Annotated in this window: 10 protein-coding genes; 5 read left to right on the top strand and 5 right to left on the bottom strand. The window is 69.6% G+C overall.

Annotated elements, in window-relative coordinates:
- From EPN98_RS15640 to EPN98_RS15630, 3 genes are all read right to left on the bottom strand, one after another.
- Positions 1–1,599 (bottom strand): DUF3604 domain-containing protein (locus tag EPN98_RS15640; protein WP_293363838.1); only part of this gene is annotated, 1,599 nt, incomplete at its 3' end.
- Between the two features lie 110 nt (positions 1,600–1,709).
- The gene (locus EPN98_RS15635; RefSeq protein WP_293363837.1) at positions 1,710–2,594 is read right to left on the bottom strand and encodes a crotonase/enoyl-CoA hydratase family protein; all 885 of its coding nucleotides are present in this window, start codon (positions 2,592–2,594) and stop codon (positions 1,710–1,712) included.
- Positions 2,595–2,604: 10 nt separating this feature from the next.
- Complete coding sequence (locus EPN98_RS15630) at positions 2,605–4,470, bottom strand: alkyl sulfatase dimerization domain-containing protein (RefSeq protein ID WP_293363836.1); 1,866 nt, start codon at positions 4,468–4,470, stop codon at positions 2,605–2,607.
- Between the two features lie 186 nt (positions 4,471–4,656).
- Between EPN98_RS15630 and EPN98_RS15625 the strand changes: the two genes are divergently transcribed.
- Together EPN98_RS15625 and EPN98_RS15620 are read left to right on the top strand one after the other, a co-directional pair.
- Entirely contained in the window at positions 4,657–5,442 is a 786-nt protein-coding gene (locus EPN98_RS15625) for an SDR family oxidoreductase (protein ID WP_293363835.1), read from the top strand.
- A 4-nt stretch (positions 5,443–5,446) separates the two neighbouring features.
- The gene (locus tag EPN98_RS15620) at positions 5,447–6,877 is read left to right on the top strand and encodes an MFS transporter (protein WP_293363834.1); all 1,431 of its coding nucleotides are present in this window, start codon (positions 5,447–5,449) and stop codon (positions 6,875–6,877) included.
- A gap of 22 nt (positions 6,878–6,899) precedes the next feature.
- On the opposite strand, the gene EPN98_RS15615 is transcribed toward EPN98_RS15620, so the two are convergent.
- A complete protein-coding gene (locus tag EPN98_RS15615) occupies positions 6,900–8,015 on the bottom strand; it encodes a membrane dipeptidase (protein ID WP_293363833.1) in 1,116 nt (371 codons plus the stop codon).
- 156 nt (positions 8,016–8,171) lie between these two features.
- Between EPN98_RS15615 and EPN98_RS15610 the strand changes: the two genes are divergently transcribed.
- Positions 8,172–10,109 carry a CocE/NonD family hydrolase gene (locus EPN98_RS15610; RefSeq protein WP_293363832.1) on the top strand — a complete coding sequence of 646 codons (1,938 nt, stop codon included), beginning with the start codon at positions 8,172–8,174 and terminating at the stop codon, positions 10,107–10,109.
- A 23-nt stretch (positions 10,110–10,132) separates the two neighbouring features.
- Here EPN98_RS15610 and EPN98_RS15605 read toward each other — a convergent pair whose 3' ends face one another.
- The gene (locus EPN98_RS15605) at positions 10,133–10,609 is read right to left on the bottom strand and encodes an Lrp/AsnC family transcriptional regulator (RefSeq protein ID WP_293363831.1); all 477 of its coding nucleotides are present in this window, start codon (positions 10,607–10,609) and stop codon (positions 10,133–10,135) included.
- A gap of 117 nt (positions 10,610–10,726) precedes the next feature.
- On the opposite strand from EPN98_RS15605, the gene ald reads away from it, so the two are divergent.
- Positions 10,727–11,827 (top strand): alanine dehydrogenase, encoded by a 1,101-nt coding sequence (gene ald / locus EPN98_RS15600; protein ID WP_293363830.1) that lies wholly within the window; start codon positions 10,727–10,729, stop codon positions 11,825–11,827.
- Positions 11,828–12,010: 183 nt separating this feature from the next.
- On the top strand, positions 12,011–13,246 hold the full coding sequence (kynU, locus tag EPN98_RS15595) for a kynureninase (protein ID WP_293363829.1): 1,236 nt from the start codon (positions 12,011–12,013) through the stop codon (positions 13,244–13,246).
- Positions 13,247–13,347: the final 101 nt, after the last annotated feature.

Below are 13,347 nucleotides of genomic sequence, written 5' to 3'. Positions count from 1 at the left end.
CCAGCCCTTCACCACCTGGGCCCGCTGGAGGTAGCCGGCGCGCGGGTCGCGCACCGCCCAGACCAGGAACTGCGGGGCCTTCCCCCGTGCGGCCAGCAGGTCGCCGCCCATGGGCACGCCCCGGGCATAGGCCTGGCGCACCGTGTCCGGCCGGGTCATCAGGTCGGCCGGGAAGTCGTAGCTGGCGAAGAACCGCACCTTGATCCGCGGACCCGAGGTCGCAAACGTCTCCTTGCGCCGCAGCGCCGCGTAGATCGCATCGCGGCTGTTCTCCTCCGCCCAGACACCGGCCAGACCCGACGCGCCCCAGGTCTGGAAGACCGGCGGATTGGCCAACTGTTCTCCGGTCAGGGCCGACCAGTCGCGCGCGCCTCCGGGCGGAGCCGAACCCCGCAGCTCGGGCAGGCCGTCGCGCCGCCCTGTCTTGGAGAAGTAGTTGGGCTCCTCCACGCTGCCGGGCGCGGCGTTGTGAGTGTCGGACGAGCCGATGAAACCGAACTTGAAGGGGTTCGCCCCCAGCTTCTCGCGCAGGATGATCCCGTCCTGCAGCGCACGACGCACGTAGCCGCCGGCGAACTTCGTCACCTTGGTGCTGGAGCCGATGTAGCTTTCCATGATCTCGAAGTTGGCCCATTCGTCGTTGGGCGACAGCGACGGGTGCGTGTCGGACGTGCCCTTGATCTGGGTCATCTCGACGAGCGGTTCGTTGCGCATCCGCATCTCGGCGTAGGCCTTGTCGATCGGCTGGCCGTTCAGGCGCACGCTGTCGAACATGATGCCGTCCGACCCGTTCGAATTGTGCGGGATGGCCAGCGCCTCGATGCCCTTGGCCCGCCAGCCGTCCATCGTGCGCCACAGGTTCTCGGGGTCGGCGGAATCGCTGGCCGAATAGGGCATCGCCGGCACGTTGGAGCCCCGGAAGATGACGTTGCGGTGCAGGTTTCGCCCCGTCGATGCGGCCGTGTACTCATATCCCACCAGGGTCGTGAAGCGGCCCGGCTGGTTGTTCCGCGCGGCAGCGTCCTGAACCTCGCGCCAGGCGCGCGAGACGATCGAGGGATCGCCGTACTCCTTGGGCAACGTCCCGTCGCGGCGCGCGCGGTTGAAGGCGTTGAAGGCCTTCTGGATGTCGTCGGGGTTGGGGCTCATCAGGCCCTTGCTGAACTCCAGCTTCGAGAGCGGGCTATCCGGGTTCCCGGCTTCCCGGATCGCCGACATGTATTCGGCGTGGTCGGTCACAGCGACGAAATCCAGCGGGCCGCCGGCCAGCCTCACCAGGTAGCCGGACGCGTGTCCGATCGTCTCGCCGCGGCCGAACCGATAGGCGTCGTCCGGCGTGCGGCGGACGTTGAAGATGTAGGCGTCGTTCGAGATCGACGTATGGACGTGCAGGTCGCCGAAGTAGGCGTTGCGGTCGGGGTTGTGGCCCGGCAGGCGCGCGGTCGGCGCGGTGGCTGCCGCCGGTTTGGCATGGTCGGCTGCGGAAGCCGCGGGCTCGCCGCGCAACGCCTGGGCGATGGCGCCGCCCCCCACAAGGACGCCCACCACGGCGGCTGGGATCACATAGCGGACGACGGCCGGCCTGTTGCGAGTCTTCATCGGCGCTCTCTCCTGCCCAGATCAGCGATACTTGGCTTCAGGGGCCGGGGGCCAGAAGCCGTAGGGCATGGCGCTGTCGACCCTGGGCATGGGCCGCCGGCGCGCCCAACTCAGCGGTACTCGGGCGCCTGCCATTCCGGCCAGAGGTCGGGCAGACCCTTCGAAACCCGATCCGGGAAGTCGGCGGGGCGTTTTTCCAGGAACGCGGCGATCCCTTCGCGGGCGTCATCCGACGCGCCGCGCTGGCGCATGGAGCGGCTGTCGGCCCGATGCGCCTCCATCGGATGGTCGGCCACCATTCCGCGCCAGATCAGCTGACGTGTGACGGCCATCGACATCGGCGAGGCGTTGGCCACGAACTCGGTGGCGAGCGCCCGGGCGGCCGGCAGCAGATCCTCGGGCGCGTGCAGCGCCTGGACGAGGCCCTTGGCATGCGCCTCCTGAGCGGAAAACACCCGGCCCGAGTAGCACCACTCCAGCGCTGTCGGCGGGCCGACCAGCCGGGGCAGGAACCACGACGAACAGGCCTCCAGCGCGATCCCGCGGCGCGCGAACACGAAGCCGAACTTGGCGTCGGTGGACGCGAGCCGGATATCCATGGGCAGCTGCATCGTGACGCCCACGCCGACGGCCGCGCCGTTCACGGCGGCGATCACCGGCTTCAGGCTTTCGAAGATGCGCAGGGACACGCGGCCGCCGCCATCGCGCGTCACGTCCCCGGTGTCGCCCGCCGCGCGCCGCTCGGCCTCGCGCGCGCCCTGGTCGAAGGTGCCGCCGCCGGCGCCCAGGTCCGCCCCGGCGCAGAATCCGCGGCCCGCGCCGGTGACGATGACGGCCTTCACCGCGTCGTCGGCGTCGGTCGCGTCAAACGCCGCGATCATGTCCAGCATCATCTTCGGCGTGAAGGCGTTGAGGCGGTCTGGACGGTTCAGCGTGATCGTCGCGATCCCGTCCTCGACATCGTAGAGAAGGGTCTCGAACTGGGGCTTGGACATGCGGTCTCCGTCAGGGCGCTGAAATTTCGAACCAGAGGTCGAAGCGGTCGAGAAGGGCGACGAGCCGGCCGAGCTGGGACGCGCCCGCGCCACGGACGTCCGCCTCCTCCAGGGTCTTCGCACCGGTGACCAGGTCGACAAGGTCGCCGCGCGCCAGCTCGACAACCGGCCCCGCCTCGCCCGGCCGATGGTGCAGCACCGCGTTCTCCACACGCACGGCGAACCGTTCGCCCGTGTCCGTGAAGGCGACCGTGAACCCGATCGTCTGGTCGCCGGCCGACAGCCCGTTCAGCCGCACCGAAAGCGCGTCCAGCAGGTTGTCGGCGGGCAGGGTGCGCAGCTGGCCGGCGGACGCCTGGCGCGGGGTGTCCGACCTCGGCCGCGGCTTGCGCAGCTCCTGGGCGCCGGTGAGGTAGAAGTCGCGCCAGGGTCCGGATTCAGCCTGGTAGCCCATCTGCTCCAGAGCGTCGGCCTGCAGCGCGCGAGCCTCCGCCTGCGTCGGATCGGCGAAGACCAGATGCCCCACGATCTCGGCGGTCCAGCGATAGTCCCCGGCGTCGAACGCCCGCCGGCCCTCGGCCAGGATGCGGTCCGGGCCGCCCATGGCCTCCACATAGCGACGACCGGCCGCCTCGGGCGGGTGCTTGTTCAGGTTGGCCGGGTTGCCGTCGAACCAGCCCAGATACTTCTGGTAGACGGCCTTGGCGTTGTGGCTGAGCGTTCCGTAGTAGCTGCGGGTGTGCCACTCGGCCTCGAGCGTCGGCGGCAGCTTCAGGACCTCGGCGATCTCGGGCCCGTTCATGCCGTGGTTCGCCATCCGCAGCGTCTGGTCGTGGATGTACTTGTAGAGGTCGCGCTGCTTGGCCAGGAACGCGCGGATAGGGTCCTCGCCCCAGCGGGGCCAGTGGTGGCTGGCGAACATCACCGACGCCTGGCCGGCGAACATCTCCAGCGCCTCGTCGATGTAGAAGGCCCAGGCCTTCGCGTCGCGCACCTGGGCGCCGCGCGGCGTGTACAGGTTGTGCAGGTGGCAGGTGCAGTTCTCGGCCATGCACAGCGCGCCGAACTGCGGGAAGTGGAAGTTCATCTCGGCCGGCGCTTCGGTGTCGGGCGTCACCTGGAAGACCACGTCCACGCCGTCCAGTGTCAGGGTCTGGCCGGTGTGGGTCACCGAGACATTGGGCGCCACGAGCGCGACCTTGCCGGTGGATGTGCCCTTGCCCAGCCCCGAGTCCACGTGCCCGCGGGGGTCCTTCGGCAGCAGCCCGCCGTACATATAGGTGGCGCGGCGGCTCATGACGTTGCCGGCCAGGACGTTCTCGGCGACGGCCGCCTGCAGGAAGCCCTCGGGCGCGACGATGGGCACGCCGCGGGCGATGTCGTCGGGCGACAGCACGCCCATGATCCCGCCGTAGTGGTCGACGTGGCTGTGGGTATAGATCACCGCCGTCACCGGTCGATCGCCCTTCAGCCGCCGCACCAGCTCCAGGGCCGCCGCCGCCGGTTGCGCCGAGGTGAGCGGGTCGATGACGATCCAGCCCTCTCGCCCCTGGATGAACGTGATGTTCGAGATGTCGAAGCCGCGCACCTGGTAGACGCCGGGGGTCACTTCGAAGAGCCCGTGCAGGGCGTTCAGCCGCGCCTGACGCCAGAGGCTGGGGTTGATCGTGTCGGGCCGTTCGCCCTCCAGGAACGCGAAGGGGCGCTGGCTCCAGGCGCCCGGCACGTCCGCGTCCGGGATCGAGCCCAGAAATCCCCGGCGCGCGAGCGCGAAGTCTTGACCGTCGTCGGCCGGCAGACTCGCCGCCACGGCCGCCTGCGCGGCGCGGGTCGCAGACGTCGCGTCCTTGCGTGCGTCGCCGTTGGCCTCGGACATGCCTCTCCCCGTCCCGCCGTCTCTAACGCGGCCTTTCCGGACGCTAGGCCTCGCCGCGGCGGCGTTCAACTCAAATGTTCCGATGTGGTATCAAACGTCGTTGACGGGGCCGCCGCCAGACCTCAGGTTCGGGGCGGATTCAGCAGACGCCGAGCCAACGGCGCAGGTTCGAATGGGGGGAGGCGAATGCGCTTGCAGGGCAAGGCCGTCGTGATCACGGGCGGCGGCAGTGGAATCGGCAAGGCGATGGCCGAACGGTTCCGCGCGGAAGGCGCGTCGGACATCCTGGTGGCGGATCTCGACGGCGCGGCGGCCGAGGCGGTCGCGGCGGCGGTCGGCGGCCTGGCGATCCGGGCCGATGTCGCCGTGGAGGCCGATGTTCAGCGGATGGTGGCCCTGGCCGAGGACCGCTTCGGCCGCATCGACCTGATGTGCTCGAACGCCGGCGTGTCGGTCCGCGACCCCGACTTCAACAACGCCACCTCCGCGTCCAACGACACCTGGACGCTGGGCTGGAACGTCAACGTGATGGCCCACGTCTACGCGGCGCGCGCAGCCCTCCCGGGGATGATCGCGCGGGGCGGCGGCCACTTCCTGCACACGGTCTCCGCGGCGGGCCTCTTGAGCCAGCCCGGCAGCCCGGTCTACGCCACCACCAAGCACGCGGCCGTCGGTTTCGCCGAAGCGCTGGCCATCACCCATCGCAACCAGGGCATCGGCGTCTCGATCCTGTGCCCCCAGGCGGTGGATACGCCGATGATCCGCGGCGCGCGCGGATCCCAGGCCGTTGACGGCGTGATGTCGCCGGCGGACGTGGCGGGATGCGTGGTCGCGGGGCTGGAGCAGGAGACCTTCCTGATCCTGCCGCATCCCCAGGTGCTGACCTACATGCAGCGCAAGACCGGCGACTACGACCGCTGGATCGGCGGCATGGCGCGGCTGCGCGACAAGATCGCGCCGGCGCAGGACTGAGACGATGACCGCCGCCGCATCCGACGCCGGGCAGGGACACATCCACGGCTTCGGCTCGCGGCCGTACCGGACCTATGTGCTCACGGCGCTGCTGTTCATCTTCATCCTGAACTTCATGGACCGGGCGCTGCTTTCGGTCGTGGCGCCGCAGATGAAGCCCGAACTCGGGATCTCCGACACCGCGTTCGGCCTCCTGACGGGCTTCGGATTCGCGCTGCTCTATACGATCGTGGGCGTGCCCCTCGCGCAGTTCGCAGAGACGCGTCACCGGGTCTGGATCATGACCGTCTGCGTGGCCCTGTGGTCGATGATGACCGCCCTGTGCGGGCTGGCCGCGGAGATCACCATCGGCTCGCTGACCATCGGCGCCTTCTGGGTGCTGCTGGCCTGCCGGGTCGGCGTGGGGATTGGCGAGGCGGGCTGCACGCCCCAGGCCAACTCGCTGATCGCCGACTACTATCCGCCGCGCGCGCGCTCCACCGCGCTGGGCTACTACGCCATGGGCGTAACGCTGGGCACTATGCTGGCCAACGTGATCGGCGGCCCGATCACCGATGCCCTAGGCTGGCGGTGGGCGTTCTTCATCCTGGGCGTGCCCGGGCTGTTGGTGGCGGTCGTCTTCAAGCTGACCGTTCGGGAGCCGCCGCGCGGCTATACCGATCCGCCGGGAACTCCGCGTCGCGAGACGGTGCGGTTCGCCGACGGCCTTCGGGAAATCGCCTCCAAGCGCTCGTTCTGGTCCATGACCACGGCGGCGACCATCGCGGCCTTCTGCGGCTATGGCATCTCGTCGTTCCAGTCTCTGTTCATCAACCGCAGCTTCGGCCTCACGGCCGGCGAGGCCGCGCTGATGATCAACGTGCCCGTGGCGATCGCCTCATCTCTGGGAACCCTGGGCACGGGATGGCTGGCCGAGAAGCTGGGATCGCGCAGCCCGACCGCCATCGCCTGGCTTCCAGCCGTGGGCATGACGCTGTCAGTGCCCTTCTACGTCCTGGCTTTCACCACCCAGAACCTCTGGCTTTGCCTGTTCGGGCTCGTCGTCGGGGGTGGGGCCAAGTACGGCTATCTCGCCGCGCAGTACACGATCGGGCAGGGCGTGGTGTCGGCGCAGACCCGCGCGCTGTCGACCGCGGTCCTGATGTTCGTGATCAACATGCTAGGCTATGGCTTCGGGCCCCTGGCCATCGGCTGGCTGAGCGACGTGCTCTTCTCCATGCAGGTGGCGGCGATGGATGCGCCGGGCCTCGCGCGCAGCGCCTGCGAGGGCGCGGCCCGGGCCAACTTGTCCGCCACGCTCGAGGCGGTCTGCGCGAGCGCCCATCCCCAGAGCCTTCAGCGGTCCCTGCTGATCACCTCGGGCCTCTACGCGGTGGGTGGCGGGTTCTTCCTGCTGACCGCCAGGTGGCTGAACCGGGACCTCGTCGCCAAGTAGGCCCGTCGGCCGGCGCGCCCGGTCACGCGCCCCAGATATCGGCGGCGTAGCGGAGGAAGTTCCGGCCCAGGATCTTCTCGATGCGGGCCGGCTTGTGGCCGCGTTCCGCGAGCAGACGCCACAGTTTGCGGAACTGGTCCGGGCCGCGCAGGTCGTCGACGAAGGGGTGGGTGTCGGCCCGCTCTCCCGGCGCGGCGATGCCCTTGGCCTTGCGGTCCTCGTGCTCCCTGCGGAGCGCGGCCTTGTAGAGTTCCAGGTCGTCGATGGGCGTCGTGCCGCCATCCGTGCCGATGCCGACGTGATCCTCGCCGCAGACGTTGATGGCGTGTTCCAGGTGGGCCACGACGTCGACGGCCCGGGCGTGGCCCGAGAGGTTCAGGAACGGCATGAAGTAGATGCCCACGAAGCCGCCCTTGTCGGCCACCAGGCGCAGTTCCTCGTCGGTCTTGTTGCGCGGCAGGTCTGTGAGCGCGCGGCAGCCGGTGTGATTGATCGAGATCGGCGCCTTGGAATAGCGCGCCGCGTCCAGGCAGATCTGGGTCCCCGAATGGCTGAGATCGACCATGATGCGGTTGGCGTTCAGGCGTTCGACCACCTGGCGGCCGAAGTCGCTGAGGCCACGGCCTTCGGGGACGATCGAGCCGTCACCAAGCTGGTTTCGGAGGTTGTAGGTGAGCTGGATGATGCGCACGCCCAGGTCGGCAAAGACGTCTGCCCGACCGGGGTCGTCGCCCATCTGGGCGGCGTTCTGGAAGCCCAGGATCACCCCGATCTTCTTCTCCCGCTTGGCCGCGGCGATGTCGCCGACGGACAGGATGAGTTTAAGGTCGGCGGCGTGCTCGCGGATCAGGCGCTGCCATTGCGCCACCTCGGCCACCGAGGCCTGGAAGGGTTCGGCGGGCCCGGCGACGTAGCCGATGGTGACGTTGACGGCGGTCGTGCCCGAGGCCCGCGCGTCGGCCAGGATGCGGGGGGTGAGCACCGGCCGCGGAGGCTCCGGGAAATTCGGGTCGTTGAGGCCGCCCAGGGCGTTCACGACGACGACGTTCCGGAGCGGATCGCTACCGGTGGCGGCGGCGGCAGGGCTGGCGGCGGCCGCCACGGACAGAGCGAGCAGCGTGCGGCGGTCCAGGGTCATGGATCAGCTCCGGTGCGGCGATCGGGATCGACGACGCGTCCGACCTCATGCCGCTCGCCTCGACGATGAAGAATCTCATCGGGTTCGAGAACTACACCTACGACGTCCGCCGTCGTTACGGCTACGTTCGGCCGGCGATCAGACAGGAGCACCCGCATGACGCCGCGCAGCCTGGCGCGCCCGATCGACCGGCGTGAGTTGGGCGTCCAGTTCCTGCGGCTGGCGGCGGCGTTGGCCGTGCCGGCGCCCGCGCTTGCGTTCCCGGCGGACGGCCGGCATCGGGTGGCTGTGGATCGGAACGTCATGGTCGCCATGCGCGACGGCGTGAAACTCGCGACCGACATCTACCGTCCGGCCGATGGCGACACGCCGCTGCCGGGCCCGTTCCCGGTGATCCTCGAGCGGACGCCCTACGGCAAATCGCAGGACGGCCTGCGCCACGCCAGTGTCGCGATCGCGCGGATGCTGGCCAGCCATGGCTATGTCGTCGTGTTCCAGGACTGCCGCGGTCGCGGCGGTTCGCAGGGCGATTACGTCAAGTATTTGAGCGACGGTCAGGACGGGTCCGACTGCTGCGCCTGGATTCTGGCGCAACCCTGGTGCAACGGCCGCATCGGAGCCCAGGGTCTCTCGTACGGGGCGCACACAGTCGGCGCGATGGCGGGCGCCGGTGCGCCCCTGGCGGCGCTGTTCCTCGACAGCGGCGGTTTCGCCAACGCTTACCAGGGCGGTATTCGCCAGGGCGGGGCGTTCGAACTGAAGCAGGTGACCTGGGCCTACCGGGCCGCGTTCGAGTCGCCCGAGGTTCGCGACGATCCGGCGAAGACCGCCGCCCTGCAGGCGGTCGACATCAAGGCCTGGTTCAAGCGCTGGCCTTGGACCCGCGGGAACTCGCCGCTTAGCCTCGTCCCGGAATACGAGGACTATGTCTTCGACCAATGGGAGGCGGGCGACTTCGACGGCTTCTGGAAGCAGCTGGGCATCTATGCCGAGGGCTACTACGACGCGTTTCCGAAAGCGCCGATGACTTGGATGTCGTCGTGGTACGACCCCTATCCGCGGACGGCGACACAGAACTACATGGCGCTCAGCCGCCGAACGACGGCCCCGGTGCGGCTCATCCTCGGGCCCTGGACCCACGGCAACAACCACCAGAGCTTCTCCGGCGACGTCGATTTCGGCCCGCAGGCGGTCCTGGCCGGCAACCTGGCCCCCGACCTCACCACGCTCCGCAAGCGCTGGTTTGATCGCCACCTCAAAGGCGAGGCGAACGGCGTCGACGACGAGCCGCGGGTGCGGATCTTCGTGATGGGCGGAGGCTCCGGCCGCCGCAATGCCGAGGGGCGCATGGACCACGGGGGCCGCTGGCGGGCCGAGCCTGACTGGCCCCTGCCGGACGCCCGAGAGACGCCGTACTACCTTCATGCCGATGGCGGCCTGCGCCCTGAGCGGTCCGGCGCCGCCAAGGCCGACCGCCGCTTCACCTACGACCCTGCCCATCCGACCCCGTCCGTGGGCGGCACCATCACCTCCGGCCAGCCGATCATGGTCGGCGGCGCCTTCGACCAGCGCGAGGACGATCGGTTCTTTGCCTCGGAGAAGCCCGGCCGTGCGCTCGCCGACCGGCCCGACGTGCTGGTCTTCCAGACGCCGCCGCTAGCCCAGGATGTCGAGGTGACCGGCCCGATCACGGCCGAGCTCTGGATTTCGTCCGACGCGCCCGACACCGACTTCACGATCAAGCTGGTCGACGTCTACCCGCCGAACCCGGACTATCCGCAGGGGTTCGCCATGAACCTGACCGACGGCATCCTGCGTTGTCGCTATCGCGACTCCTGGGAGACGCCGTCCCTGATGACGCCGGGGCGCATCTACAGGATCCGCGTCGAGGCCTTCCCGACGTCGAACCTGTTCAAGGCCGGGCATCGCATCCGGCTGGACATCGCCTCGGCCAACTTTCCGCACTTCGACCTCAACCCGAACACCGGCGAGCCCGAGGGGCGCTGGCGCAGGATGCGGCCCGCCCGCAACGTCGTGCACCTCGACGCCACGCATCCGAGCCACGTGATCCTGCCGGTGGTGCGGAGAGCCTAGCTCACGCCGGCGCTCGCCCTGCGCTATCGGATGGGCAGCGCGCCGCGGCGCACGATGCTGCGCAGGGCGATCGACGAGTTCAGCCGGGCCACGCCGGGCAGGCGGGTCAGCACGTGGGCGTGCACCCGCTCGAGGTCGGCGACGTCCGAGGCCACCACGCGGACGATATAGTCCGCCTGTCCGGTCATCAGGTGGCATTCCATGATCTCGGGCGCCTCGTTCACCGCCGCCTCGAAGGCGCTGAGCACGTCCTGCGCCTGGCTGGCCAGGGTGATCGAGACATAGACGGTGAGGCCCAGTCCGACGGCGGCGGGGTCCACCGTGGCGGCATAGCCGGTGATCACGCCGCCCGCCTCCAGGGCGCGCACGCGGCGGAAGCAGGCGCTCTCGGAGAGGTTCGCCGCCTGGGCCAGTTCGGCGTTCGTGGCCCGGCCATGCTCCTGGAGATGGCGCAGCAGGACCTTGTCTTGATTATCGATGATCACTGAAGATTTCTCCAATTTGCGTTTTGATGTCGGAGAAATCTTGCATTCGCATGCCGCCCGGGCGGTGACAAATCAAGGATCGTTCCCGGCTTTGCGATTACACTCCGCCCGCGACACCAGCGGAGACAGCGCATGCGGATCGGAACGGTCACCGAGATCAAGAAGCTGGAGCGCCGGGTCGGTCTGACGCCATCCGTCGTCGCCACCCTCGTCGCCCACGGCCACGAGCTCTTCGTCCAGTCGGGCGCCGGCGCCGGCGTCGGCCTGTCGGACGCGGACTACGCCACGGCGGGCGCGACCATCCTCCCCGACGCGCCGGCGGTGTTCGCGGCCGCCGAGATGATCGTGAAGGTGAAGGAGCCCCAGGCCTCCGAGATCGCTCTTCTGAAGCCGCACCACGTCCTGTTCACCTACCTGCATCTCGCGCCCGACCTGGCCCAGACCCAGGGCCTGATGGCGTCGGGCGCCACCTGCATCGCCTATGAGACCATCCTCGACGGCAAGGGCGGGCTGCCGCTGCTGACGCCGATGAGCCAGGTGGCGGGCCGGATGGCCGCCCAGGTCGGCGCGGCCTACCTCCTGGCCCCGGCCGGCGGCCGCGGCCTTCTGATGGGCGGAGTCCCCGGCGTGGCGCCGGCCAAGGTGCTGGTGCTCGGCGGCGGCGTCTCGGGCTTCAACGCCGCCGAGATCGCCGTCGGCATGCGCGCCGACGTCACCATCATGGACATTTCGCCCAGCCGCCTGGCCCAGCTGGACGCCCACTTTGAGGGTCGCGCCCGCACCATGCTGTCGTCGCGCGGCGCGTTGCTCGAGATGCTCCCGACCGTTGACCTGGTGATCGGCTGCGTGCTCGTCACTGGCGCGGCGGCCCCCAAGCTGATCCGCCGCGAAGACCTCAAGATCATGCGCAAGGGCTCGGTGCTGGTGGACGTGTCCATCGACCAGGGCGGCTGCTTCGAGACCTCCCGGCCGACCACGCATGCCGAGCCGACGTACGAGGTCGACGGCGTGGTCCACTATTGCGTCGCGAACATGCCGGGCGCCGCCCCCCTGACCTCGACCTACGCCCTGGGCGCGGCGACCACGCCCTATGTCCTGGCGCTGGCCGACAAGGGTGTCGAGCGGGCGTTCGCCGACGACCCCGGCTTCGCCGCCGGCCTGAACGTGGCGGGCGGCAAGGTCGTCCATCCCGCCGTGGCCGCGGCTCTGAACCTGCCGCTGGCGTCCGCCTGAGGCTCAGGCCGAGCTGATCGAGATACCGGCGCGCGCCATCCTCCCCGCCGCCGTTCCTTGCCGCCCGAGCGCCTCTGAGCGGCTCGGGCGGACTTTCCCGTCCCGGCGCCTCCGATGCGCGACAGGCCTTGCGGCGGCCGCCGCCTTGTCGTTCTACCCTCTGCACATCCGCAGGACGCCCCGATGACCTTCGACCGCGCCGCCATCCTCGCGCTGGACGCTGCCGACCCCCTGGCCGGCTTCCGTGACCGCTTCGCGATCCCCGACGGCTGCATCTACCTCGACGGCAACTCGCTGGGTCCGCGCCCTGTGGCCGCCCTGGACCGTGCTGCGCATGTCGTGGGCGTCGAGTGGGGCGTGGACCTGATCAAGAGCTGGAACACGGCCGGCTGGTTCGAGCTGCCGACACGGCTGGGCGACAGGCTGGCGCCGCTGATCGGGGCGGGGACAGGCGAGGTGGTGGTGACAGACGCCACCGGAATCAACCTCTTCAAGGCGATGGCGGCGGCGGTGGCCATGCGCCCCGACCGCGACACGATCATCCTGGAAGGCAGCAACTTTCCCACCAACAATTACATGGCCCAGGGCCTGGCCGCGCTCAGCGGCGGCCGGCTGCAGGTGAAGCTGCTGGAAAAGGACGAGATCGCAGGCGCTATCGATACGCGCACGGCCGCGATCGCCGTGACACACGTCCACTACAAGACCGGCCACATCCACGACATGCCTGGGCTCACCGCCCGCGCCCACGAGGCCGGCGCGCTGGCCATCTGGGACCTTTGCCACAGCGCCGGCGCCATGCCGGTGGACCTTAACGGCGCGGGCGCCGACTTCGCGGTCGGCTGCACCTACAAGTACCTGAACGGCGGTCCGGGCTCGCCGGCCTTTCTGTTCGCCGCCCGCCGCCACCATGGCCAGGCGATCCAGCCGCTCACCGGCTGGTGGGGCCACGCCGAGCCGTTCGCCTTCCGGCCCACCTATGCGCCGGCCGGCGACATCCGTCAGTTCCTCACGGGCACCCAGCCGATCGTCAGCCTGTCGCTGGCCGAGCTTGGCCTCGACATCGCCTGCGCCGCCGACATCGGCGCGGTGCGAAAGAAGTCGATGGCGCTCACCGACCTCTTCATCCGGCTGGCGGAGCAGCGCTGTCCGGAGATGTTCGGCGTCGCCAGCCCGCGCGCGGCGGAGGACCGCGGGAGCCAGGTCTCACTGACTCACCCCGAGGGCTACGCGATCATGCGCGCCCTCATCGACCGCGGCGTCATCGGCGATTTCCGCGCCCCCGACATCGTGCGCTTCGGCTTCGCGCCGCTTTACCTGCGCTACCTCGACGTCTGGGACGCTGTCGACATCCTGGCCGAGATCATGGCCACGGCCGCCTGGCGGCGGCCGGAATACCAGGTGCGCGAAGCCGTGACTTGAGGCGGAGCCGGACGCGCCCTGGTCGGTGCGCGCAACCTACAAGTTATTGAGCAGTAATCATAATTTCCCCGGAACGGGTACCTCAGGCGATCGTGTCGCAC

Source organism: Phenylobacterium sp., assembly GCF_004299445.1.
In the GTDB taxonomy this organism is placed as follows: domain Bacteria; phylum Pseudomonadota; class Alphaproteobacteria; order Caulobacterales; family Caulobacteraceae; genus Phenylobacterium.
This window is presented reverse-complemented; position numbering and strand designations above follow the sequence as displayed.